This window comes from Streptosporangium sp. CA-115845 (assembly GCF_050943795.1).
In the GTDB taxonomy this organism is placed as follows: domain Bacteria; phylum Actinomycetota; class Actinomycetes; order Streptosporangiales; family Streptosporangiaceae; genus Streptosporangium.
Genome location: NZ_CP191988.1, coordinates 8,628,230 through 8,652,003, shown reverse-complemented (window position 1 = coordinate 8,652,003; position 23,774 = coordinate 8,628,230). Strand labels below are relative to the sequence as shown.

General features: G+C 65.5%; 20 protein-coding genes, 2 tRNA genes and 3 rRNA genes. 12 read left to right on the top strand and 13 right to left on the bottom strand.

From position 1 onward, the window contains the following. The first annotated feature begins 27 nt into the window (after positions 1-27). Both ACQP0P_RS41105 and ACQP0P_RS41100 read left to right on the top strand, forming a co-directional pair. Positions 28-104 (top strand) — tRNA-Met (locus ACQP0P_RS41105). A gap of 325 nt (positions 105-429) precedes the next feature. Then, a tRNA-Met gene (locus ACQP0P_RS41100) sits at positions 430-506 on the top strand. A gap of 117 nt (positions 507-623) precedes the next feature. Here the strand turns inward: ACQP0P_RS41100 and ACQP0P_RS41095 are convergent. Next, a complete protein-coding gene (locus ACQP0P_RS41095) occupies positions 624-869 on the bottom strand; it encodes a hypothetical protein (RefSeq protein WP_433366586.1) in 246 nt (81 codons plus the stop codon). A gap of 53 nt (positions 870-922) precedes the next feature. Continuing rightward, positions 923-1,333: a hypothetical protein gene (locus ACQP0P_RS41090; protein ID WP_433366583.1), complete on the bottom strand. Its 411-nt coding sequence runs from the start codon at positions 1,331-1,333 to the stop codon at positions 923-925. A gap of 652 nt (positions 1,334-1,985) precedes the next feature. On the opposite strand from ACQP0P_RS41090, the gene ACQP0P_RS41085 reads away from it, so the two are divergent. The 3 genes from ACQP0P_RS41085 (at position 1,986) to rrf (ending at position 7,228) form a co-directional block, all read left to right on the top strand. Continuing rightward, positions 1,986-3,510 (top strand): 16S ribosomal RNA (locus tag ACQP0P_RS41085). Positions 3,511-3,910: 400 nt separating this feature from the next. Next, positions 3,911-7,040 (top strand): 23S ribosomal RNA (locus ACQP0P_RS41080). A gap of 71 nt (positions 7,041-7,111) precedes the next feature. Continuing rightward, positions 7,112-7,228 (top strand): 5S ribosomal RNA (gene rrf, locus ACQP0P_RS41075). Together the 16S, 23S and 5S rRNA genes form the textbook arrangement of a ribosomal RNA operon. A gap of 97 nt (positions 7,229-7,325) precedes the next feature. Here rrf and ACQP0P_RS41070 read toward each other — a convergent pair. Together ACQP0P_RS41070 and ACQP0P_RS41065 are read right to left on the bottom strand one after the other, a co-directional pair. Continuing rightward, positions 7,326-7,487 carry a nuclear transport factor 2 family protein gene (locus ACQP0P_RS41070; protein WP_433366580.1) on the bottom strand — a complete coding sequence of 54 codons (162 nt, stop codon included), beginning with the start codon at positions 7,485-7,487 and terminating at the stop codon, positions 7,326-7,328. 11 nt (positions 7,488-7,498) lie between these two features. Next, complete coding sequence (locus tag ACQP0P_RS41065; RefSeq protein ID WP_433366578.1) at positions 7,499-7,966, bottom strand: Lrp/AsnC family transcriptional regulator; 468 nt, start codon at positions 7,964-7,966, stop codon at positions 7,499-7,501. Between the two features lie 131 nt (positions 7,967-8,097). Between ACQP0P_RS41065 and ACQP0P_RS41060 the strand changes: the two genes are divergently transcribed. Then, on the top strand, positions 8,098-8,991 hold the full coding sequence (locus ACQP0P_RS41060) for a phenylalanine 4-monooxygenase (protein ID WP_433366575.1): 894 nt from the start codon (positions 8,098-8,100) through the stop codon (positions 8,989-8,991). A gap of 128 nt (positions 8,992-9,119) precedes the next feature. Beyond that, a complete protein-coding gene (locus ACQP0P_RS41055; RefSeq protein WP_433366572.1) occupies positions 9,120-10,133 on the top strand; it encodes a serine hydrolase in 1,014 nt (337 codons plus the stop codon). A 14-nt stretch (positions 10,134-10,147) separates the two neighbouring features. On the opposite strand, the gene ACQP0P_RS41050 is transcribed toward ACQP0P_RS41055, so the two are convergent. The 8 genes from ACQP0P_RS41050 to aroA all read right to left on the bottom strand — a co-directional run bounded on the left by ACQP0P_RS41050 (position 10,148) and on the right by aroA (position 18,381). Next, positions 10,148-10,867, bottom strand: a complete 720-nt coding sequence (locus ACQP0P_RS41050) for a response regulator transcription factor (RefSeq protein ID WP_433366569.1) — start codon at positions 10,865-10,867, stop codon at positions 10,148-10,150. Positions 10,868-10,886: 19 nt separating this feature from the next. Continuing rightward, a complete protein-coding gene (gene pstB / locus ACQP0P_RS41045; RefSeq protein WP_386324170.1) occupies positions 10,887-11,714 on the bottom strand; it encodes a phosphate ABC transporter ATP-binding protein PstB in 828 nt (275 codons plus the stop codon). Positions 11,715-11,743: 29 nt separating this feature from the next. Then, entirely contained in the window at positions 11,744-12,634 is an 891-nt protein-coding gene (pstA, locus tag ACQP0P_RS41040) for a phosphate ABC transporter permease PstA (protein WP_433366566.1), read from the bottom strand. Beyond that, positions 12,634-13,497, bottom strand: coding sequence for a phosphate ABC transporter permease subunit PstC (pstC, locus tag ACQP0P_RS41035; RefSeq protein ID WP_433366563.1), 864 nt, complete (start codon positions 13,495-13,497; stop codon positions 12,634-12,636). The genes pstA and pstC overlap by 1 nt, the downstream gene beginning before the upstream one ends. 77 nt (positions 13,498-13,574) lie before the next feature. Further along, positions 13,575-14,573, bottom strand: coding sequence for a PstS family phosphate ABC transporter substrate-binding protein (locus ACQP0P_RS41030; RefSeq protein ID WP_433366560.1), 999 nt, complete (start codon positions 14,571-14,573; stop codon positions 13,575-13,577). 397 nt (positions 14,574-14,970) lie between these two features. Beyond that, positions 14,971-15,774 carry a histidinol-phosphatase gene (gene hisN, locus ACQP0P_RS41025; protein WP_433366557.1) on the bottom strand — a complete coding sequence of 268 codons (804 nt, stop codon included), beginning with the start codon at positions 15,772-15,774 and terminating at the stop codon, positions 14,971-14,973. Positions 15,775-15,967: 193 nt separating this feature from the next. Further along, a complete protein-coding gene (rsgA, locus tag ACQP0P_RS41020) occupies positions 15,968-17,020 on the bottom strand; it encodes a ribosome small subunit-dependent GTPase A (RefSeq protein ID WP_433382357.1) in 1,053 nt (350 codons plus the stop codon). 83 nt (positions 17,021-17,103) lie between these two features. Then, positions 17,104-18,381: a 3-phosphoshikimate 1-carboxyvinyltransferase gene (gene aroA / locus ACQP0P_RS41015; RefSeq protein WP_433366554.1), complete on the bottom strand. Its 1,278-nt coding sequence runs from the start codon at positions 18,379-18,381 to the stop codon at positions 17,104-17,106. A 623-nt stretch (positions 18,382-19,004) separates the two neighbouring features. On the opposite strand from aroA, the gene ACQP0P_RS41010 reads away from it, so the two are divergent. Together ACQP0P_RS41010 and ACQP0P_RS41005 are read left to right on the top strand one after the other, a co-directional pair. Next, on the top strand, positions 19,005-19,736 hold the full coding sequence (locus tag ACQP0P_RS41010) for an SOS response-associated peptidase (RefSeq protein WP_355568720.1): 732 nt from the start codon (positions 19,005-19,007) through the stop codon (positions 19,734-19,736). A gap of 201 nt (positions 19,737-19,937) precedes the next feature. Further along, the gene (locus ACQP0P_RS41005) at positions 19,938-20,270 is read left to right on the top strand and encodes a TraR/DksA family transcriptional regulator (protein WP_030924883.1); all 333 of its coding nucleotides are present in this window, start codon (positions 19,938-19,940) and stop codon (positions 20,268-20,270) included. A gap of 347 nt (positions 20,271-20,617) precedes the next feature. Here the strand turns inward: ACQP0P_RS41005 and ACQP0P_RS41000 are convergent, their stop codons facing one another. Further along, entirely contained in the window at positions 20,618-21,358 is a 741-nt protein-coding gene (locus ACQP0P_RS41000) for a class I SAM-dependent methyltransferase (protein WP_433366549.1), read from the bottom strand. Positions 21,359-21,713: 355 nt separating this feature from the next. On the opposite strand from ACQP0P_RS41000, the gene ACQP0P_RS40995 reads away from it, so the two are divergent. The 3 genes from ACQP0P_RS40995 (at position 21,714) to ACQP0P_RS40985 (ending at position 23,726) form a co-directional block, all read left to right on the top strand. Continuing rightward, positions 21,714-22,250, top strand: coding sequence for a sigma-70 family RNA polymerase sigma factor (locus ACQP0P_RS40995; protein WP_433382355.1), 537 nt, complete (start codon positions 21,714-21,716; stop codon positions 22,248-22,250). Positions 22,251-22,314: 64 nt separating this feature from the next. Continuing rightward, the gene (rsrA, locus tag ACQP0P_RS40990; RefSeq protein ID WP_030924877.1) at positions 22,315-22,581 is read left to right on the top strand and encodes a mycothiol system anti-sigma-R factor; all 267 of its coding nucleotides are present in this window, start codon (positions 22,315-22,317) and stop codon (positions 22,579-22,581) included. A gap of 200 nt (positions 22,582-22,781) precedes the next feature. Further along, a complete protein-coding gene (locus ACQP0P_RS40985) occupies positions 22,782-23,726 on the top strand; it encodes an NAD-dependent epimerase/dehydratase family protein (RefSeq protein WP_433366546.1) in 945 nt (314 codons plus the stop codon). The last annotated feature ends 48 nt before the right edge of the window (positions 23,727-23,774 follow it).

Here is a 23,774-nt window from a genome sequence, read left to right as displayed (position 1 = left end):
GCCGGGTATGGTTCATACATACACCGACGCGGGGTGGAGCAGCTCGGTAGCTCGCTGGGCTCATAACCCAGAGGTCGCAGGTTCAAATCCTGTCCCCGCTACCAACGAAGATCCCGGTCGCCGGAAACGGCGACCGGGATCTTCTGCGTTTCCCCGGCTTCTCCTGAACCGGGGCCGGGAGGCCGGCCGGGTAACCCTCGCGCGGGGTTCACAGCCGGCGTAAAGCGTTCACCACTCAAGCTCTGGCGCCCCGTCCGTGCGCGAGGTGGCGAGTGAGGGCGATGCCTTCGGTCACGGCCGTCCTGACCTACGTGATCACACTGCGACCGGGGCATCCGTGAGTGGGGTGGCGCGGGATAAGTCAACCCGCGTCCCCGCGCCGATTTGCGGTCGGAGGGGAATTGCGGCTAGTGTTCAAGCACACACCGACGCGGGGTGGAGCAGCTCGGTAGCTCGCTGGGCTCATAACCCAGAGGTCGCAGGTTCAAATCCTGTCCCCGCTACCAACGAAGGCCCTGATCTCCAGAAGATCAGGGCCTTCTGCGTTTCCGTGATTGATCTGCCCAGTGCCTCCATGGTCGCTGAAGAGCGAGGAGGGGGTCCGGGGCCGACCTGAGGCACCATCACGGAGCCGTAGCTCGTCCGGCCCCCACCCGGCGATGCCGCGGGACGAAGCCGGGCTTGGTGCGGCGCACCAGCAGGCTCGCCTTGTAAAGAGCCCAGCAGGTGAGGAAGGCCCCGAAGGAGACCTGCCCGATCCACGTCCACGCCGAGGTCTCGACGGCCGCGAACATCACTACACCGGTCCAGACGAAGCCGAAGACGCCCACGAGGGTCGCCGCAGCCCAATTCAGCCCTCGCTGCAACATGCCTGGAGTCTTACAGATCTTGGTTCAAGACCAGGTCAATGACGTGGAACGCCTCATCGGGGGATGCTACGACTTGTGCCGGCACACCGGCGCGCGCGAGCTCCTCCGGTGTTCATCGGGGTGGTTCCGTGAGGATTCTCCTCAAGATAGGCCAGCAGCATGGCCGCTGTGTGGGCGTCTGCCAGGATCCGGTTCACCTCGTCCTCGGATGTCGGGAGCTGGCCACGCTTGGCGAGCTCGTCGGTGAGGAAGGTCAGCGGCTCCGGGTAGCCGGCCGCCTCAGCGGCGACCGTTGCCCGAGCCGCGGTGAGGAGACGCAGGTAGTAGGCGCGGAGGGTCGCCTCTCGCATGCGTGCGTCTTCAAGGTCGTTCAGCAGAGACCTGGCAACCCTCAACAAGTCACCTGGGTGGTTGGCCTCCGCGTCGATGTGCGCGCGGATGTCGTCGAACTCCGAGCGGGTCATGGTGCTCACCTCCACGGCGGAGTCAGGATCCTGACCCTCGCGCCTACTTCGTATCCAGAGTCGATTGCGAATGGCTTGACGTCTGGTTGCGCACTTCGACTTCCTATGACTGTTTGGGACGCGCGAGCCCCGGGGATGGTTGGCAAGTTGTCTCTGTGACGTGAGAGTCCTGGTAGTGTTCTTCTCGCAGGGCAACGAGCCCCCGGATCCAGAATCTCCCGGGTGGGCGGAGTGCCCGGCAAAACCCTCTTACTTTCCCGACAAATCGGGCGTGTCTGCACGAGTTGGACATCGGCCGGATGTTGGAGTAAGTTAGAGGGGTTGCCCTGGAGACAGGGTGGTCGCAATCCTAGCGGGTTCGGCGGGTCTGGGTCGATGGTCGGAAAGCCGACAAGTTGACACAAGTCCGGCAGATCCGATAAGATGGTGACACGGAATGGAACGCCCCGAAGTCCGGGACACCGCGAACGCGGGCCTTCGGACAACGGTGTACGCGTCCGTTTCTTGAGAACTCAACAGTGTGTTAAAAGCCAGTGCATGAAGCACAACCCTGTCCAACCTGCCCTTTCATCGGGGCGGGGGACGGATTCCTTTGGTTGAACATCCATCATGTGAGATGGGTGCTTTCAGCCGGGAGCAACTGTTCAGACATTGTTTGGAGAGTTTGATCCTGGCTCAGGACGAACGCTGGCGGCGTGCTTAACACATGCAAGTCGAGCGGAAAGGCCCTTCGGGGTACTCGAGCGGCGAACGGGTGAGTAACACGTGAGTAACCTGCCCCTGACTCTGGGATAAGCCCGGGAAACTGGGTCTAATACCGGATACGACACCTCCCGGCATCGGGTGGGTGTGGAAAGTCTTTTCGGTTGGGGATGGACTCGCGGCCTATCAGCTTGTTGGTGGGGTAACGGCCTACCAAGGCGACGACGGGTAGCCGGCCTGAGAGGGCGACCGGCCACACTGGGACTGAGACACGGCCCAGACTCCTACGGGAGGCAGCAGTGGGGAATATTGCGCAATGGGCGAAAGCCTGACGCAGCGACGCCGCGTGGGGGATGACGGCCTTCGGGTTGTAAACCTCTTTCAGCAGGGACGAAGTTGACGTGTACCTGCAGAAGAAGCGCCGGCTAACTACGTGCCAGCAGCCGCGGTAATACGTAGGGCGCAAGCGTTGTCCGGAATTATTGGGCGTAAAGAGCTCGTAGGTGGCTTGTCACGTCGGGTGTGAAAGCTTGGGGCTTAACTCCAGGTCTGCATTCGATACGGGCTGGCTAGAGGTAGGTAGGGGAGAACGGAATTCCTGGTGTAGCGGTGAAATGCGCAGATATCAGGAGGAACACCGGTGGCGAAGGCGGTTCTCTGGGCCTTACCTGACGCTGAGGAGCGAAAGCGTGGGGAGCGAACAGGATTAGATACCCTGGTAGTCCACGCTGTAAACGTTGGGCGCTAGGTGTGGGGACCTTCCACGGTTTCCGCGCCGTAGCTAACGCATTAAGCGCCCCGCCTGGGGAGTACGGCCGCAAGGCTAAAACTCAAAGGAATTGACGGGGGCCCGCACAAGCGGCGGAGCATGTTGCTTAATTCGACGCAACGCGAAGAACCTTACCAAGGCTTGACATCGCCCGGAAACACTCAGAGATGGGTGCCTCTTCGGACTGGGTGACAGGTGGTGCATGGCTGTCGTCAGCTCGTGTCGTGAGATGTTGGGTTAAGTCCCGCAACGAGCGCAACCCTTGTTCAATGTTGCCAGCACGCTCCTTCGGGGGTGGTGGGGACTCATTGGAGACTGCCGGGGTCAACTCGGAGGAAGGTGGGGATGACGTCAAGTCATCATGCCCCTTATGTCTTGGGCTGCAAACATGCTACAATGGCCGGTACAGAGGGTTGCGATACCGTGAGGTGGAGCGAATCCCTAAAAGCCGGTCTCAGTTCGGATTGGGGTCTGCAACTCGACCCCATGAAGTCGGAGTCGCTAGTAATCGCAGATCAGCAACGCTGCGGTGAATACGTTCCCGGGCCTTGTACACACCGCCCGTCACGTCACGAAAGTCGGCAACACCCGAAGCCCGTGGCCCAACCAGCTTGTCTGGGGGGAGCGGTCGAAGGTGGGGCTGGCGATTGGGACGAAGTCGTAACAAGGTAGCCGTACCGGAAGGTGCGGCTGGATCACCTCCTTTCTAAGGAGCATCGGCTCTTCTCGCCGGTTTCGGCTGGGAGAAGGGTTCATGTCGTGTCTGCAGGCGTACGTTCTGCACACGGCGCGCTCATTAGTGGAGCACTGGCTAATCGGATGATTCGGGTCTGCCCGGGTCGGCTGGTACCGCCCTGGTTCTTCGGAGCCGGGGAGTGGGAACGTCGGCTGGGAGACGCGGATGGGTCTGGACACACTGTTGGGTCCTGAGGAAACGGACATCATGGCGGGCCCGCCTGTGGCGGGCTTGCTGTCTGTTGGAGCCTCATGCGGGACCATCCTCCTGTCATACCGGTCTGGTTCTTCGGAGCCGGGTGTTGGTGGCGGGGCGGGTTTGGTCGCTGTTTGTTGTTTGAGATTTGCATAGTGGACGCGAGCATCTTTGTGGCCAAGTTTTTTAGGGCACACGGTGGATGCCTTGGCATCAGGAGCCGATGAAGGACGTGGGAGGCTGCGTTAAGCCCCGGGGAGTCGCCAACCAGACTTTGATCCGGGGATGTCCGAATGGGGAAACCTAGCACCAGTCATGTGGTGTTGCCTCCGCCTGAATGTATAGGGCGGTTGGTGGTAACGCGGGGAAGTGAAACATCTCAGTACCCGTAGGAAGAGAAAACAAATTAGTGATTCCGTGAGTAGTGGTGAGCGAAAGCGGATCAGGCTAAACCGTAGGCGTGTGATAGCCGGCAGGCGTTGCGTTTACGGGGTTGTGGGACCCTCTGGGAGGGGCTGCCGTTCCTCCAGACAGTAAGAAATCGATGAGATAGCCGAAGCTTCTGGGAAGTGGCGCCGTAGACCGTGAGAGTCGGGTAGGCGAAATCTTGTCGACTGTTGGAGGGGATCCCAAGTAGCACGGGGCCCGAGAAATCCTGTGTGAATCTGCCAGGACCACCTGGTAAGCCTAAATACTCCCTGATGACCGATAGTGAACAAGTACCGTGAGGGAAAGGTGAAAAGCGCCCCGGTGAGGGGTCGTGAAATAGTACCTGAAACCGTGTGCCTACAAGCCGTAGGAGCGTAAACATTCTTCGGAGTGTTTGTGATGTGACTGCGTGCCTTTTGAAGAATGAGCCTGCGAGTTATGGTGTGTGGCGAGGTTAACCCGTGTGGGGGAGCCGTAGCGAAAGCGAGTCTGAATAGGGCGTTTGAGTCGCATGCTGTAGACCCGAAGCGGAGTGATCTAGGCATGGGCAGGTTGAAGCGCGGGTAAGACCGCGTGGAGGACCGAACCCACCAGGGTTGAAAACCTGGGGGATGACCTGTGTTTAGGGGTGAAAGGCCAATCAAACTCCGTGATAGCTGGTTCTCCCCGAAATGCATTTAGGTGCAGCGTTGCGTGTTTCTTGCCGGAGGTAGAGCACTGGATGGCTAATGGGCCCGACAAGGTTACTGACGTCAGCCAAACTCCGAATGCCGGTAAGTGAGAGCGCAGCAGTGAGACTGCGGGGGATAAGCTCCGTAGTCGAGAGGGAAACAGCCCAGACCACCGACTAAGGCCCCTAAGCGTGTGCTAAGTGGGAAAGGATGTGGAGTCGCAGTGACAACCAGGAGGTTGGCTTAGAAGCAGCCACCCTTGAAAGAGTGCGTAATAGCTCACTGGTCAAGTGATTCTGCGCCGACAATGTAGCGGGGCTCAAGTACACCGCCGAAGTCGTGGCATTCACACGTATAACTGAGCCTTTGTGGTTTAGGTGTGTGGATGGGTAGGGGAGCGTCGTGCGGCCGGTGAAGCAGCGGAGTGATCCAGCTGTGGAGGCTGTGCGAGTGAGAATGCAGGCATGAGTAGCGAATCAGAAGTGAGAAACTTCTGCGCCGGATGACCAAGGGTTCCTGGGGCAGGCTAATCCGCCCAGGGTAAGTCGGGACCTAAGGCGAGGCCGACAGGCGTAGTCGATGGACAACGGGTTGATATTCCCGTACCCGCTACGATGCGCCAATACTGAATCCAGTGATACTAAGGGTCCTTAAGCCCCTAACGCCCTTCGGGGTGTGGGTGAGGCTGAACGCCTGGCCTGAACTGGTAGTAGGTAAGCGATGGGGTGACGCAGGAAGGTAGCCCAGCCCAGGCGATGGTAGTCCTGGGGTAAGCATGTAGGACGTGTTGTAGGCAAATCCGCAGCACATTAAGTCTGAGATGTGATGCCGAGCCGATTGTGGCGAAGTGGGTGATCCTATGCTGCCGAGAAAAGCCTCTAGTGAGTGTCGTGGCGGCCCGTACCCTAAACCGACTCAGGTGGTCAGGTAGAGAATACTAAGGCGATCGGGTGAACTGTGGTTAAGGAACTCGGCAAATTGCCCCCGTAACTTCGGGAGAAGGGGGGCCTTCGCTGGTGACGAACCTTTGCGTTCTGAGCTGGTGGGGGTCGCAGAGGCCAGGGGGAAGCGACTGTTTACTAAAAACACAGGTCCGTGCGAAGTCGTAAGACGATGTATACGGACTGACGCCTGCCCGGTGCTGGAACGTTAAGGGGACCGGTTAGTCGCACTTGTGTGGCGAAGCTGAGAACTTAAGCGCCAGTAAACGGCGGTGGTAACTATAACCATCCTAAGGTAGCGAAATTCCTTGTCGGGTAAGTTCCGACCTGCACGAATGGCGTAACGACTTCCCCGCTGTCTCAACCGCAGACCCGGCGAAATTGCACTACGAGTAAAGATGCTCGTTACGCGCAGCAGGACGGAAAGACCCCGGGACCTTCACTATAGCTTGACATTGGCGTTTGGAACGTCTTGTGTAGGATAGGTGGGAGACGGTGAAGCTATCACGCTAGTGGTGGTGGAGTCATTGGTGAAATACCACTCTGGTCGTTTTGAACGTCTAACTTCGGTCCGTGATCCGGATCAGGGACAGTGTCTGGTGGGTAGTTTAACTGGGGCGGTTGCCTCCTAAAGAGTAACGGAGGCGCCCAAAGGTTCCCTCAGCCTGGTTGGCAATCAGGTGTCGAGTGTAAGTGCACAAGGGAGCTTGACTGTGAGACCGACGGGTCGAGCAGGAGCGAAAGCTGGGACTAGTGATCCGGCGGTGGCATGTGGAAGCGCCGTCGCTCAACGGCTAAAAGGTACCCCGGGGATAACAGGCTGATCTTCCCCAAGAGTCCATATCGACGGGATGGTTTGGCACCTCGATGTCGGCTCGTCGCATCCTGGGGCTGGAGTAGGTCCCAAGGGTTGGGCTGTTCGCCCATTAAAGCGGCACGCGAGCTGGGTTTAGAACGTCGCGAGACAGTTCGGTCCCTATCCGCTGCGCGCGCAGGAGACTTGAAAGGAGCTGTCCCTAGTACGAGAGGACCGGGACGGACGAACCTCTGGTGTGCCAGTTGTTCCGCCAGGAGCACGGCTGGTTGGCTACGTTCGGAAGGGATAACCGCTGAAAGCATCTAAGCGGGAAGCTCGCCTTGAGATGAGGTCTCCCACCACGAGAGTGGGTAAGGCTCCCGGTAGACGACCGGGTTGATAGGCTGGAGGTGGAAGCGCAGTAATGTGTGGAGCTGACCAGTACTAATAGGCCGAGGACTTGACCTCAAAGCAATTCTTGCTCGCGTCCACTAGGCAATTCTGAGACAGCAAACAGTGGTTTGTGTGTTTCATAGTGTTACGGCGGTTATGGCGAAGGGGAAACACCCGGTTACATTCCGAACCCGGAAGTTAAGCTCTTCAGCGCCGATGGTACTGCACCGGGGACGGTGTGGGAGAGTAGGTCGCCGCCGGACAATCTTTATTGAGGGCCCTCACCTTTTGGTGGGGGCCTTCGTGTTTTCCGAGGGGGTTCCGGAAGGGGCTTACCGGGGCTCCCGCCGGTCGGAGTTTTCAGGTCCGTTCAGTGGCCCCGAGCACCTCGATCATTGCCAGCGTGTTCTGGTACTCGCGCCAATGAATGATCTTCCCGTCCCGTGCCCGGAGAATCCCGATGAAGGCGGAGGCGGCCTGGTGGCCGGTGGCGATGACGGTGCCGGTGACCCGTGCCGGCAACCGGCCGCGGGTCAGGCGTCGGCTGCGGCACGGAGCAGGGGCTCGATCCGGTAGGGGACCTGGACGGAGAGGGCGATCGTGGTGTCGGTCCGCTGGACGGCGGGGGAGGCCAGAATGCGGGCGATGATCTCCTGGAGGTCGGGGGTGCTGCGGGCCACCACGCGGCAGAGCAGGTCGGCCTGGCCGCTGGTGCCGTAGACCTCCAGGATCTCGGGAAGAGGCTCCAGCGCCCGTACAGCCTCGTCCAGGCGGCCCTGGGCGATCTGTAGCGAGACGAACGCCAGGATCGGGTATCCGGCTCCCTCAGGGGTGACCGTGGGGCCGAAGTCGGCGATGACGCCGCGGGCGGTCAGTTTCTCGACGCGGGCCTGAACGGTGCCCCGGGCCACGCCGAGCAGGCGGGCCAGCTCGGTCAGGCCGATGCGCGGGTTGGCGCGCATGGTGACCAGGAGGCGGCCGTCCAACTCGTCGATAGACATCCCAACAGGATGGCAGCAGACTGGGCGATTCGACCAGCATAAGCGTGGTATGACCGTACAGTTCTGTGCGGGTCGCCCAGTAAAACTGGCCGCTCTTGTCAACGTTTCTAGAAATTGCTGTCATTTCATACATGTTCGAAGAAGCGCAGTACTTCGCGCCGGTGGCGACCCGTGACGACGGCACGATCGAGGTCCAACTCGGTGCCGGTCATCCAGGTTTCGCCGATCCGGTCTACCGTGCGCGCCGCAACGCGATCGCGGCCCTCGCTGTGGGGTACGTGCCGGGTACGCCGATCCCGACGGCCGAGTACACCGCCCAGGAGCACGAGGTGTGGGCGCTGGTCAGCCGAGAACTCAGCCTGAAGCACCGCGAATACGCCACCATCGAGTATCTGGCCGCGACCGAGCGGCTCGGACTGCCCGCCGAGCGCATCCCGCAGCTACAGGAGGTCGGCGATCTGCTGGAGCCGCTGACCGGGTTCCGCTATATCCCGGCCGCGGGGCTGGTGCCGCTCAGAGATTTCTACGGCGTTCTGGCGGATGGGCTCTTCCACTCCACGCAGTACATCCGGCACCACTCCACGCCGCTGTACACGCCGGAGCCCGACGTGATCCACGAGGTGATCGGGCACGCCAACGCACTGGCCTCCGACCGCTACTCGCGGCTCTACCGGCTGGCCGGGGAGGCGGCGCGGAGGGTCGAGAGCTCCGAGGCGCTGGAGTTCGTCTCGAAGGTCTTCTGGTTCACGATGGAGTTCGGCGTCATGACGGACCAGGGTGAGCTGCGGGCGTACGGGGCGGGCATCCTGTCCTCCTACGGGGAGATCGAAGAGTTCCGGGGCATGGACATCCGGCCGCTGGACGTCGCCGTCATGGGCACCACGCACTACGACATCACGAAATATCAGGACGTTCTCTTCCGAGCCGAGTCGCTGACGCACCTCGAAGACGTCGTCGGTGAGTTCTGGGCGACCTGTGACGACGAGAGCATCGCCTGGCTAACCGCCAGGGTTTCCCAAGGGTAGGTGCAGGTCCAGCGAGACATTCCAAGGCGTAAGTCCTTTTTCTGACTAGATTTCGCTTCATCATCTTCTTAGTGCCTGTTGTGGGATATATCCCGATCGTCACGTAATGGGGGAGACGGTTGGGGTGGATGATGAGAGCCAGGCACCGGGTGGTCGTGGCGGCTGTTCTGCTGGTCACCGCGCAGGTCACCGCCTGTAGCACCTGCCAGGGCCTGACGCCGGTGAGCATCTCCACCCCGACAGCACCCTCTTGGCGGCAGGCGGCACCGGCGTCGGTGCCCCCTCCTCCGGCGCCGTTCCTGGCAGCGGTTCCCGCGCCCACCTTCCCCGGCACCATGGCGCTCGGGATTCCGGGGCGGACGGGGCTCGCCGGCTCGCCGAGGATCCTCTCCGGGGAGCTCACGCACACCCTCGACGGCTTTCTCGTCAGGTACGGCGGTGGCCGGACCGCGGTCTCGGTGCGCGACCTGACCACGGGCCGGCGCTACCGCTACCACCGTGCCCTCCAGTTGCCGATGGCCAGCATCTCCAAGGTGAGCATTCTGACGGCACTGCTGCTCGACACACGGTGGCGCGAGCTCGGCGACCAGGCCAGGTCCGACGCGAGGCACATGATCCGCTTCGGCGACGACGGAGCGGCCGACCGGCTGTACGAGCGGATCGGCCTGGAGCCCGGGCTGGCCAGTGCGAACCGCAGGCTCGGCCTCAAGCGCACCTACACCCCCGGCGGGCAGTGCGTGACCCAGAACTGCTGGGGCACCACGCAGAGCACGGCCGAGGACCAGGTACGGCTGGTCCAGGCGCTGGCCACGGGTAGGAGCCCGCTGGCTCCCGCGGAACGCCGGCGGGTGCTCGGCCTGATGGAGCGGGTGACCCCCGGCCAGAAGTGGGGAATCAGCGCGGGGGCCTGCGAGAACGACCAGGTGTCGCTGAAGAACGGCTGGCTGCGGCACGCGTCGAACGGGCGCTGGGTGGTCGTCAGCGCCGGACTGATCCGCGGGCACGGGCACGACTACGCGGTGGCCGTCCTCACCGAGGACAGTCCGAGCATGAGCGCCGGCATCGCCAAGGTCGAGGGCGTGGCCGCACACGTCATGAAAGCCTTCAGGGGCGAACCCGGCTGCGAGCCGGACGCGAACTGAGCGGCGGGTACCCGTTACGGGGTCCTGTCGACCAGCCGGTAGCCCACCCCGCGCACGGTCTGGATCAGCTGGTCGTCGGTGTCGCCCAGACGCGCGCGGAGACGCTTGACGTGTACCGCGATGGTGTTGGTCGAGGCGGTGTCCGTGGAGTTCCAGACATGCCTCATGATCTGCTCCCGCGTCACGGTTCGGTGCGCGTTACGCATCAGGTAGTGCAGCAGCTCGAACTCGCGCAGCGGCAGGTGGATGATCCGGCCGCCGACCGTGACCTGGTAGGCGTTGACGTCGAGTTCCACCTTGCCGACCACGAGCACCCTGCGGGCCCCGGGCTCGCCGGTGAACGCGGCGTGGACCAGGGGCAGTAGCTCGGGCACCCGGTAGGGGCGGGCCACGCACGCGGTGGCCCCGGCGGCCAGCGCCTGGACGGCCTGCTGGGCGTGTCCCTCGCCCACGCCCAGCAGGACGGGGATCGCCCGCGTCAGCCGTACCGCGCGGACGAACTCCACAGCCCCCAGGACCGGCAGCGAGGCGCTGACGAGAACGACGTCGGGCCGCAGCGCCCCGGCCTGCAGGAGAGCCTGGGCACCGTCGGTGACGCCCGTGACCCGCACCCCTTCGCGTTCCAGGGCCGCGGACAGGTCATGGACCATGGCCGCCTCCGGATCGGCCACCAGCAGTATGGGCGCCGTCCGTCTGTCCCCTTCCAGTTCTGGTGCCGTCTGCGGCTGGAGCACCCGGATCCTCCAATGTGGGTCAGCCGAAGCGACCGGTGATGTAATCCTCGGTCCGCTTGTCGCTGGGGTTGGTGAAGATGCGGCTGGTCTCGTCGAACTCCACCAGGCGGCCGTGCCGCACGCCGGCTTCGTCGACCTCGGCGGTGAAGAAGGCGGTACGGTCGGAGACACGGGCGGCCTGCTGCATGTTGTGGGTGACGATGACGATCGTGTAGTCGCGCGTCAGCTCCTGCATCAGGTCTTCGATCTTGGTGGTCGCGATCGGGTCCAGGGCCGAGCAGGGCTCGTCCATCAGGATGACGTCGGGCTTCACCGCGATCGCCCTGGCGATGCACAGGCGCTGCTGTTGTCCGCCGGACAGGGAGAGCGCGTTCTGCTTGATCTTGTCCTTGACCTCGTCCCAGAGCGCCGCCTTGGTCAGCGCCTCCTCGACGATCTCGTCCATGTTGCCCTTGATCCCGTTGACCCGGGGACCGTAGGCGATGTTGTCGTAGATCGACTTGGGGAAGGGGTTCGGCTTCTGGAAGACCATGCCGATCCGGCGGCGGACCTCGATCGGGTCCACGTGGTCGCCGTACAGGTTCTCGTCGTGGTACAGGATCTCGCCGACCGCGCGGGCGCCGGGGATCAGGTCGTTCATCCGGTTGAAGCAGCGGAGCACCGTGCTCTTGCCGCAGCCGGACGGGCCGATCATGGCCGTGATCTCACGGTTGCCGATGGTCAGGTCGACCCCGCGTACCGCCTCGTAGTCACCATAGAAAACGCTGAGGTTGGAGACGGTGAAGACCGGGTCGAGGGCCTCGATGGTGCGGGGGACTTCGGGGCCGCGCACGTTCACATTCGGCACGGAAATTCCAATCTCGGACATTTCTTACCTCACCAGCGCTTCTGGTAGCGGTTACGGAGCCAGATGGCGACCGAGTTCATCAGGAGCAGGATCGCCAGCAGGATCACGATCGCCGCGGAGGCGAGGATGCTGAACTCCTCCTGGGGCCGGCTGATGAAGCTGTAGATCTGCAACGGCAGGACGGTGAAACTGCTCCAGACACCCTCGGGGTTGAACCGGACCAGCGTCGCGGCGCCGAGCATCAGGAACGGGGCCGCCTCGCCGATCGCACGGGAGAGGGCCAGGATCGAGCCCGTCGCGATACCCGGGATCGCCGCCGGGAGTACCTGGCGGTAGATGGTCTGCCACTGGGTCGCGCCCAGTGCCAGTGAGCCCTCGCGAATGGACGGCGGCACCGCGCGGATGGCCTCGCGCGCGGAGATGATGACGATGGGCAGTACGAGCAGTGAGATGGTGACCGCGCCGGTCATGACCGTGAAGCCGAACTGCAGCCAGCGGGCGATGATGCCCAGGCCGAGGATGCCGTAGACGATCGAGGGAACGGCCGCCAGGTTGGAGATGTTCAGCTCGATCAGCTTGTTGTACCACTTGGTCTTGTCGGCGTACTCCTCAAGGTAGATCGCCGCGAGGATCCCGGTGGGCAGGGCCATGACCGCGGTCAACGCGATGATCCACAAAGTGCCCAGGATGCCCGACTGGATGCCCGAGGTCTCCGGGCGGCGGATCGAGGGCTGGTTCTCCCAGAGCATCGAGTCGAGCCGTGGCCAGCCCTTCTCGACGACGTAGATCAGCAGCATGGCCAGGAACGCCAGAGCGATCGCGAGGCTGGCCAGCAGCGCGATGCGGAAGAGGTGCTCCCTGAGCGGACGTCCCTTGCTCGCCAGTTGCACGGCCGAACGCGGGGTGGAGAGGATGGCCATCAGTCGTAGACCTCGCGATACTTCTGGACCATGCGGGCGCTGAGGTAGTTCATCGCGAAGGTGATCACGAAGAGCAGGGAACCCACCGCGAAGATGGTCTTGTAGGCGATCGAGCCGACCGAGGCGTCGCCGGAGCCGGCCTGGGCGATGAAGGCCGCCATCGTGGACATCTCATTGCCCGGGTAGAGCGTGAAGACGGACTTGAAACCGCCCGCGATCGCGACGATCATCGTCTCCCCCGCGGCCCGGGAGATCGCCAGGATGATGGCGGCGACAATGCCGGAGAACGCGGCGGGGACGACGACGCGCACCGAGGTGAGCATCTTGGAGGCGCCGAGGGCGTACGAGCCCTCGCGCAGGCCGTTCGGCACCGCGGCCATCGAGTCCTCCGACAGCGACGCGACGATCGGAATGATCATCACGCCGACCAGGAGGCCGGCGGCGAGCGCGTTCTTGGCCTCCAGGTCCAGGAAGGGGAAGAGGCTCTTGAACAGCGGCGTGACGAAGGTGAGGGCGAAGAAGCCGAAGACCACCGTCGGAACGCCCGCGAGAACCTCCAGCACCGGCTTGAAGATCTTGCGAGTCCTGCGGGAGGCGTACTCCGACAGGTAGATCGCCGCGGCCAGGCCGAGCGGCACGGCGACCACGACGGCGATGAAGGTGATCTCCACGGTCGCCACGATGAGCGGCCAGACACCGAACGCCGGCGGGTTGAACAGCGGTCCCCAGTCGGTGGACCCGAAGAACTCGCCGATGCTCACCGCGGCGAAGAACTCGACGGTCGGTTCGAGGAGCGCGATGACGATGCCGATCGTGGTCGCCACCGAGACCAGCGCCGCGGTCAGCAGGACAACCTTGACCACGAACTCGCCGTAACGCGGGCGCGACCGCGCCAGGGACCCCGGGGTCCCTGGAACGGTCGTGCGGTGCTGTGCCGACATCAGCCGGCGCTCTTCAGCGACGTGATGTCAGCCTTGAGCTTGGCCTCCTGCTCGGCGTTCAGCGGGACGAACTTGGCGTCCTTGGCGATCGCGTTGATGTTGGACGCGTAGTAGTCGAGGAAGGCCGCGACCTCGGGCCGCTTCGCCGCGGCGGTGGAGGGATAGATGAACAGCGGGCGGGAGAGCGGGGTGTACTTGCCGCCCTGGGCCGCCTCGACGCTCGGGGCCACGCAACCGCTGCCCGAGTCGATCTCCACGGCCTTCAGCTTGTCGGCGTTCTCCTCGAAGTAGGTGAAGCCGAAGTAGCCCAGACCACCCTTGGCGCCCGAGACACCGGTGACGATGTCGTTGTCGTTCTCGCTCGGGCTGTAGTCCTTGCGGCTGGCACCCTCCTCACCGTTGATCTCGTCGGTGAAGTAGTCGAAGGTGCCGGAGTCGGTGCCGGGGCCGTAGAGCTTCAGCGCCTCGGCGGGGAACTTGGCGTCGACGTCCTTCCAGGTCTTGATCTTGCCCTCGGCCGCCGGCTCCCAGATCTTCTTGAGCTGGTCGGTGGTGAGGCAGGTGACCCAGTCGTTCTCCTTGGGAATCACGACGGTCAGCGCGTCGGTCGCCACCGTGAGCTCGGTGAACGTGATGCCCTTCGCCGCGCAGGCCGCCTTCTCCTCGTCCTTGATCGCGCGGGAGGCGTTCGAGATGTCGGTCTCGCCGGCGCAGAACTTCTCGAAGCCGCCGCCGGTGCCCGAGGTGCCGACCGGCACCTTCACCTGCGGCTGCTCCTCGCCGAAGAGTTCGGAGGCGGCCTGGGTGAGGGGAGCCACGGTGCTGGAACCGTCGATCCTGACTTCGCCGCTCAGAGCCGCGCTCGCCTCGGTGGCGGGGGCGGCGGACGAGGTGCTTCCGCCGTTGCTGGGCTTGGCGTCGCCACCGCATGCGGCCGCGAGCGAAACGACAAGCGCGGCCGTCGCCACCGCGCTGAGGCGGCGCTGTCCACTGGTCACGGTTATGTTCCTTCTCCGTAGTGAGATCCGTTCTCGATGTCTTCGATGAAACTGGGGCAAGGTGAACGGAAGTGAAACGAGCCGTGACCGGCACCGGAAGAGGTGAACCCACGGATGTGAATACCTGGGCTTTGGCAGGATTTTCGTCCTGGCTTGCACCCTCGTAGAGCCTTTAGGTGACCCTTTAGAGGGTTTTGGCGGAAATATGACCTGGTGAGCAGGGGAGGACCGCCAGTTCGCCGTCGCCTCCGGCCGCGGTCGTCTCAGGTGTGTCGATCCGTTCACCCTCCCGACATCCTGGGGAAGGTGAACGGACACGGCCCGGGGGCCGACGGGCATGGCGAGTACCCGGGCGTGTGCGGAAGGGCGGACGGCCGTACGGCGCCCGGAGAAGGGACTAGACGGGGAGGGTGAGCGGCCCGCTGCCGAGGCGGTCGAGGACCTTGGTGTGCAGGGGGCCGTTGCTGCACAGCAGGCTGCCACCGTCGATGTCGGGGACACCCGACAGGTCGGTCCAGATGCCGCCCGCCTCCTCGATGATCACGGTCAGTGCCGCGATGTCCCAGGGGGAGAGTTCGGGCTCCGCCGACACGTCGACCGCACCCTCGGCGACCATCATGTGCGACCAGAAGTCACCGTAGGCGCGGCTGCGCCAGACGGAACGGTTCAGGTCGAGGAAGGCGTCGAGCTTCCCGGCCTCCTCCCAGCCGCCGAGGCTGGAGTAGGAGAACGACGCGTCCTCCAGGTAGGCGACGGAGGAGACCTGGCAGCGCGTCGCCTTGGTGAGGCTCTTGCCGGTCCAGGCGCCGCCGTCGCGGGCGGCCCACCAGCGGCGGCCGAGCGCGGGGGCCGAGACCAGGCCCACGACGACCCGGCCCTGGTCCACCAGGGCGATGAGCGTGGCCCAGACGGGCACTCCGCGTACGTAGTTCTTGGTGCCGTCGATCGGGTCGATGATCCACGAGCGCTCGCCGTAGCCGCTCTTGCCGAACTCCTCGCCGATGATGGTGTCACGAGGCCGGGCCCGGCCGAGGGTCGCGCGGATCGCCTGCTCGGTCGCCTGATCGGCATCGCTCACCGGTGTGAGGTCAGGCTTGTTCTCCACCCGCAGGTCCAGGGCCTTGAACCGACGCATGGTCAGATCGTCGGCCGCGTCGGCCATGACGTGCGCGAGGTGAAGATCGTCGTTGTAACCCGTCACGGATGCCAACGCTATCGCGTTGGTGACCGAATTGAGGAGGGTGGGGCGCAAGAGGGACAATCGTGTCGCGTATATGGCGATCCTATGGCGACGCTAACGCGTCGCGGTGAGGGCCTGCCAGTCGCCGGCGCGGCCTCACGGGGAGTCTCTCAAGGGGGAGCGTGGGGCACGTCCTCGCGGTGTTCCTTGGGGGTTAGTCGTCGTCGGGGGTGCCTTCGCGGCTGGCGAGGAGGCGGCGTAGGGAGGTCAGGCGGGCCGGGTCGGCGTGGCCGGCGGCTACCCAGGCGTCCAGGGCGCACTCCTCTGAGAGGTGGTTGCAACCTTTCGGGCAATGGATGGTGCCCTCGATCAGGTCGGGGAAGCCCGCCAGGACCGTCTCCACCGAGACGTGGGCCAGACCGAAGCTGCGCACCCCGGGGGTGTCGATGATCCAGCCACTCTCCGGCAGTTCGAGGGCGACGGCGGAGGTGGAGGTGTGACGGCCCCGGCCGGTCACCGCGTTCACGTGTGAGACGGCCCGGTTGGCGTCCGGCACCAGGGCGTTGACCAGGGTGGACTTACCCACCCCGGAATGGCCGACGAGCACGCTGATCCGGCTCTTGAGGCGCTCTCGCACCTCCACCAGGTCGCCGCCCTTGGAGACCACCACGTACGGCACGCCGAGAGGGGCGTACAGCGAGACCAACTCGTCGGGCGAGGCGAGATCGGACTTGGTGAGGCAGAGCAGCGGCTCGATGTCGGCGTCGAAGGCCGCGACCAGCATCCGATCGATCATGCGGGGCCGGGGCGGTGGATCGGCCAGGGCCGTCACGATGACGAGCTGGTCGGCGTTGGCGACCACGGGGCGCTCGATGCCGTCGGTGTTGTCGGTGTCGTCCGCGGAGCGGCGGAGCATGGAGGCGCGGGGCTCCACCCGCACGACGCGGGCCAACGTGTCGGTCATCCCGGAGACGTCGCCCACCAGGGCCACCCGGTCGCCGACCACGATTCCCTTGCGGCCCAGCTCGCGTGCCTTCATCGCGACCACGACCCGGCCGCTCATCGCTGCGCCCTCCGCCTGGTCCCGCTTGCGGCGGCGCCCCCGCTCGCCCTCCGACTCGACCAGACAGGTGTAGCGTCCACGGTCGACGGCGACCACGAACGCCGGGACCGCGTTCTCATGGGCAGGACGGATCCGGGTCCGGGGTCGGGATCCCTTTCCCGGCCTGACCCTGACGTCATCCTCGTCGTACTCGCGCTTTCTCAGTTTCTCCGCCTTGTCCGGCCCGGTGCGCCCCGCGAGGGGCCGCGACTACCGGGCGCCTCCTGGGCCTGCCGGCCGGTCGCCCCTCACCGCGCGCCGCGCAGCATGTCCGCCCACATCGAGGCGAACTCGGGAAGGGTCTTACCCGTGGTGGCGATGTCCTCCACCTCGACGCCGGGCACCGCCAGCCCGATGACCGCTCCGGCGGTGGCCATCCGGTGGTCGGCGTAGGAGTGGAACACGCCGCCGGTGAGCGGTCGGGGCCGGATCTCCAGGCCGTCCTCGGTCTCGTTCGCGTCGCCGCCGAGACCGTTGATCTCCGCGACCAGAGCGGCCAGCCGGTCGGTCTCGTGCCCGCGGATGTGGGCGACACCGCTGATCCTGCTGGGGGAGTCGGCGAGAGCGGCCAGCGCGGCGATCGTCGGGGTCAGTTCGGCCACGTCGCGCAGGTCCGCCTCGATTCCGGTGATCCGTCCGGTACCGGTGACCGCCAGCCCCTCGGGTGTGTGCTCCACCGAGGCGCCCATGTCGGCCAGCAGCGTGCGCAACTGGTCACCCGGCTGGGTCGTCCGTACGGGCCAGTCGGGAATGGTGACCGTGCCGCCTGTCACCATGGCGGCGGACAGGAACGGTGCCGCATTGGACAGGTCGGGCTCAACCGTGAAGTCCCTCGCCCCGATGGGGCCGGGCTCGACCCGCCAGACGTCCGGCTCGGAGTCGTCCACCACGACGCCGAACTCGCGCAGCATCTGAACGGTCATCTGGATGTGCGGCTGCGAGGGGATCGGCGGGCCGTCATGGCGTACCGTCACGCCCTTCTCGAAGCGCGCGGCGGTCAGCAGCAGGCCGGAGAGGAACTGTGAGGAGCCTGACGCGTCGAGCCTGACCTCGCCGCCGGTCAGCGGCCCCCTGATGGTGAAAGGCAGTGCGTCGCCGGTCACCTCGGCGCCGAGGGCGCGCAGCGCGCGCAGGATCGGGCCCATCGGGCGCTTGCGCGCGTGCGGGTCGCCGTCGAAGAACACCTCGCCCCTGGCCAGTGCCGCCATGGGCGGCACGAAGCGCATGACCGTGCCCGCCAGCCCCACATCGATGTGGGCGCCACTGATGACGGGGCCGGGCGTGATCGCCCAGTCGACGCTCGATGCGCTCTCGTTGGAGGGGGTCATCGTCGCGCCCAGCGCCCGCAGCGCGTCCGCCATCAGATCGGCGTCGCGGCTGCGCAGCGCCAGCCGTACCGTACCGGGTCCCTCGGCCAGTGCGGCGAGCAGCAGTGCGCGGTTGGTCACGGACTTCGATCCGGGCAGGGAAACGGTCGCGCGGACGGGTTCGGTCGCGGCCGGCGCGGGCCACAGCGGAGCGGACATGGCCAAAAGCCTAGCTGTGTTGTCGGCGACACTGCGCGTCGCGGTTCGGGCCTGCCCATGGCGACGCTGGCGCGTCGCGGTTCGGCCGCTCTTGTCCGGCTCCTTCCCTCGTCGACCGGGGCCGCTCGTACCTCGCGAGTTGCCGGCGACGCTAACGCGTCGCGGTTCGGCCGCTCTTGCCCGGCTCCTTCCCTCGTCGACCAGGGCCGCTCGTACCTCGCGACCCCGCTCTCCTCAGTCCAGTCCCCGGCGCGGCCTCGCGACCCCGCTCTCCTCAGTCCAGTCGCCGGCGCGGCCTCACGAGTCAATGGCGACGCTGCGCGTCGCGGTGAGGCCGCTCTTGTCCGGCTCCTTCCCTCGTCGACCGGGGCCGCTCGTACCTCGCGGCCCCGCTCTCCTCAGTCCAGTCGCCGGCGCGGCCTCACGGCCCCGCTCTCCTCGGTCCAGTCCCCGGCGCGGCCTCACGGGGAGTCCCTTGGGAAGAGGTCTTGGGCACTTCCTTGTGGGAGTTCTTCTGGGATTGGCTAGGTGGGGTTTTATGGGTGTCCCTGAGGGGAGGGGGTTTGGGCACTTTCCGATGGGGCTTTTCGGCTTGCTGTGGCGTGGCGTGGCAAAGTGGAGATATGTGCGGGAGATACGCGTCTACGCGGGACAAGCACGAGTTGCTGGAGGAATTCCAGGTCGAGCTTGACGGTGCGGCCGATGACGAACTCAGGCCCGACTACAACGTCGCGCCCACGAAACCGGTGTACGCGGTGATGAGCCGGGTGCCGAAGGCCGATCCGGACGGCCGACCGGTCCGGCAGCTCCGCGTGGTCCGCTGGGGGCTGGTCCCGGCCTGGGCCAAGGACCCCTCCATCGGCTCAAAGATGATCAACGCGCGGGTGGAGACGGTGGCGGAGAAACCCGCCTACCGCAAGGCGTTCGCGGAGCGCAGGTGCCTGCTGCCCGCCGACGGCTATTTCGAGTGGGTCGTGCTCGACGAGAAGGACGCCAAGGGCAGACCGAAGAAGCAGCCCTACTTCGTCCGCCCCGCCGACGGCGGCGTGCTGGCCATGGCGGGGCTGTACGAGTTCTGGCGGGACCGGGGCCGAGCCGAAGACGACCCGCTCTCCTGGCTGGTGACCTGCACGATCATCACGACCGACGCCGTGGACGAGGCCGGTGCGGTACACGACCGGATGCCGATGCTGATCGAGCGCGACCGGTGGGGTGAGTGGCTCGACCCGGGAGTGACCGACGCGCGGGAGTTCCTGATCCCCGCAGGCTCCACCGGGCTGGAGGTCTATCCGGTCTCCACCGCGGTCAACTCGGTGCGCAACAACAGCCCCGAGCTCGTCGAGCCACTGCGGTAGGGGGAGGGTGGTAGTCGGCCGCTCTTTTGAAAACGCTGGTCGATCCGGTGTAAAACTTCCGGCAAGTGGGCATCCGCTGAGGAAAGCGGTGACTCGCGACGAGTGGGCGAGATCACCGTCGCCAGAGCTCACCCCTTGCGCCTGACGGGAGAGTCGGGGATCCCTTCACAGGCCGTCCCCGTTTTCCGGAGGTGCGGATTCGTGGATGTCGCGACCGCGCGCGAGCGCCTGAAGAACATGCTCGCCGAACTTGACCGTTCCATCGGAGTCCTTCGCGGAGATTCACCCGCCGCGGGGGACCGCTCCCCGGCGGACGCCGGTTCCGAGCTGACCGACTCCGACCGCAACCGGGCACTGCTGGAGGGGGCCACCCGGCACCGGGGTTCGGTGATCGAGGCGCTCAGGCGGATGGACGAGGGGTGCTACGGACTCTGTGCGGACTGCGCCGCGCCCGTTCCGGAGGGCAGGCTGGAGGCGCGCCCCGAGGCCGCCCGCTGCCTCCAGTGCCAGTCCAAACGCGAACGCCGACGCTGACCCCGGAAGAATCCAGGGGACGTGCCCGTGATCCTTCCCCAAAGGGACGTGCCGTCCACCCGACCCAGAAAACATCCTGGGGACGTGCCCCATGCCCTCCCTTGAGGGACTCCCCGCGAGGCCGCGCCGGCCTCCCGCATCAGGAATCTCCCCGTGGACGTGCCTTGTGCTCTCTGTCCTTGTGGAACTCCCCGTGAGGCCGCGCCGGGGACTGGACCGAGGAGAGGGAGGTTGCGAGGAACGAGCGACCTGCCTCGACGAGGGAAGGAGCCGGACAAGAGCGGCCTCACCGCGACGCGCCAGCGTCGCCAGAGGCAGTCCCGAACCGCGACGCGTTAGCGTCGCCTTTAACAGGGCCGGCGCGCGCTGGCGACCAGATGGATGCCCACCGTGTCGTCGTCGTCGGGGTGGGTGTCCAGTTCGGTGTTGACCAGCCAGGTGAGCGCCCGGGAGTCGGAGGCGAGCACATGGTCGACGGTCGAGGGGGACAGCACCGTGCGGGGCCGTACCCACTCGACCTCCAGGCCCGCCTCGGTGAGCAGCTCGCGGAGCTGGGCGCTGCTGAAGCAGCGGGTGATGCTGCCGTCGGGCCAGGGTACGAGCATGACCTCGCCGGTCTGGCGCAGGTGGGCCCAGTAGTTCTGCTCGGCGAGGATCGCCATCCCCAGCACCAGGGAGTCGACGCAGACCAGGGTCCGGCCGCCGGGACGCAGAACCCTGACGACATCGTCGATCGCGGACTCGGCCATGAGCTCCACGGACATCGCCCGTTCCTCGGCGAGCACGGCGTCCACGCTGCAGTCGGGCAGGAAGCGCAGGTCGTCGGCGCGTACCTGGCTGACCCTGGAGATGTCGTGCAGCGGTTGGTCGTCCGCGGGCCGGCGGAAGTCGACCATCTCGATCACCCGGTGTCCCGCCTTCGCCGCCTGGACGGCCCAGCGGCCGTTGCCGCAGGACATGTCGAGGACGGTGGAGGGGGTTTCCGGCAGCCATCGACTCAGTTGCTCGGCCACGACCGCGTGATAAAAGGTCCAGTACGGCCCGAGCGCACCTGAGCCGTTCAGCTCTTCGGCCGGGATGGGCAGCACAAGCAGCTCCTGGCGTCGGGAGGATCCGGTGGTCTTTGATTACCTACCGGTACGTATCTTCTTTTCCCCGTACCGGGTCGTTCGTCACCTTCTATCTTGCGGGAACAGATGACTGGACGAGCGTGTTGCAAGCGGACAACGCACGATCCTTTCGGAGGTTGGCAAGCAGATGCTCGCCTTGATCGAACCCGTCACCCGCCCCGGTGGGCGGGCCATCCCCGGTGAGCGGGTATCCTCCGCTCAGTACGGCGTCCCGCGTCAGCAGGACTCCGGCGATCTTAAGGGGGTGGGTCCGGTCCCTGCGACAGACGAGGAGACTCTGGAGCAGCGGAGCACACGGTTCGAGCGGGATGTTATGCCCTATCTCGACCAGCTCTACTCTGCCGCACTTCGGATGACCCGGAACCCCGCGGACGCCGAGGACCTTCTTCAGGAGACCTTCGCCAAGGCATTCGCGTCTTTTCACCAGTTCCAGCAAGGCACGAACCTCAAGGCGTGGCTTTACCGAATCCTGACCAACACCTTCATCAACAGTTACCGCAAGAAGCAGCGGGAGCCCAAGCAGTCGGGCGCCGAGGAGATCGAGGACTGGCAGCTGGCCAGGGCCGAGTCGCACACCTCGGCGGGGTTGAAGTCGGCGGAGGTCGAGGCGCTGGAGCACCTCCCGGACACCGACGTGAAGCAGGCGCTGGCCGCGCTCCCCGAGGAGTTCCGCATCGCGGTCTATCTCGCCGACGTCGAGGGCTTCCCGTACAAGGAGATCGCGGACATCATGGGGACCCCCATCGGGACCGTGATGTCGCGGCTGCACCGTGGCCGTCGCCAGCTGCGGACCCAACTTGAGGACTACGCCCGCGAGCGTGGCCTGGTTCCCGCGGAAGGTGCGAAGTGAGCGAGCGAGACAGGAACGGCGATCCCGCCCCGGTGGCCTCGACACCCCCGGGTGAGGTGATCGCATGAGCTGTGGCGAGCACCACGACACCGACTGTCGTGAGGTCCTGGACAAGGTCTACACCTACCTGGACGGCGAGCTCGACGAGCGCAACTGCGCGGACATCCGCCAGCACCTGGACGAGTGCCACCCCTGCCTGGAGGAGTACGGCCTGGAGCAGGTCGTCAAGCAGCTCGTCGCCAAGCACTGCGGCTGCGACCAGGTCTCGGAGGACCTGCGGGCCAAGGTGCTCAGCCGGATCGACCAGGTACGCTCCGAACTCGCCCACTGACCTCTCCGGAGTCTCCGTACGGTCGTGGTCATCGCGTGTGCCGAGGGGGTGCCGGGTTCTCCCGGCAGGTGAACCGCTTCCCTGTTATGGTTCCTGGGTTCGAAACGGTCATGGCCTGGCCGTCGGTTCTCTCGGCCGAGGGAACCGAGAAGCCACTCCCCTCGTGGAGCGGAGGAGTCACACGACGATGGGGGTTGCTCATGCGCATACTCGTGACCGGTGGGGCGGGATTCATCGGATCCACCCTCGTTGACCGGCTGCTGGCCGACGGGCACGAGGTCGCGGTGGTGGACGACCTGACCGGTGGCGACCGCGGCAACCTGGTCCGCGCCGCGGAGAGCCCCCTGTTCGCCCTGCACGTGATGGACATCCGGGACCCGGCCCTGATCGGCCTGGCGGCCGAGTGGAGACCCGAGGTCGTCTGCCACCTCGCAGCGCAGATCAGCGTGCGCAAGAGCGTGGCCGACCCGGTGCACGACGCCAGGCTCAACGTCGAGGGCACCGCGTCGGTCCTGACGGCCGCACACCACGGTGGCACCCGAAAGGTCGTCTTCGCCTCCTCGGTCGCGGTCTACGGCAGGCCGGCGGTCATCCCGGTCCCCGGCGGCGCGGCGACCGACCCGCGCTCTCCGTACGCGGCCTCCAAGCTCAGCGCGGAGACCTACCTGGCCACGTTCAAGGCGCTCCACGGCATCGACTACACCACGCTGGTGCTCTCCAACGTCTACGGCCCGCGTCAGTCACCGGACGGCGAGGCGGGGGTGGTCGCCATCTTCACGGACGCGCTGCTCAACGGCACCCCCACGGTGGTGTACGGCGACGGCACCCAGACCCGCGACTACATCTTCGTCGACGACGTGGTCGACGGCTTCGCCCGCGCCTGTGGCGCCAAGGGCGGCGGCGGCCGCTTCAACCTGGGCACCGGAGTCGAGACCACCGACCGGAGGCTGCACTCCCTGGTCGCCGCGGCGGCGGGGGCCGCCGACGAGCCGGGTGAGGCCCCGGCCCGCCTGGGAGACCTCCCGGCCATGGCCGTCGATCCGGCTCCCGCCTTCGACGGGCTCGGCTGGCGCCCCCAGACGGACCTGGCCACGGGCCTGAAGGCCACGGTCGACTGGGCGAGGACCAGGCTCGCAACCCCGTAATCCCACCAAGCACCCTCAACTCGTGAGGCCGCACCGAGCGCTGGACCA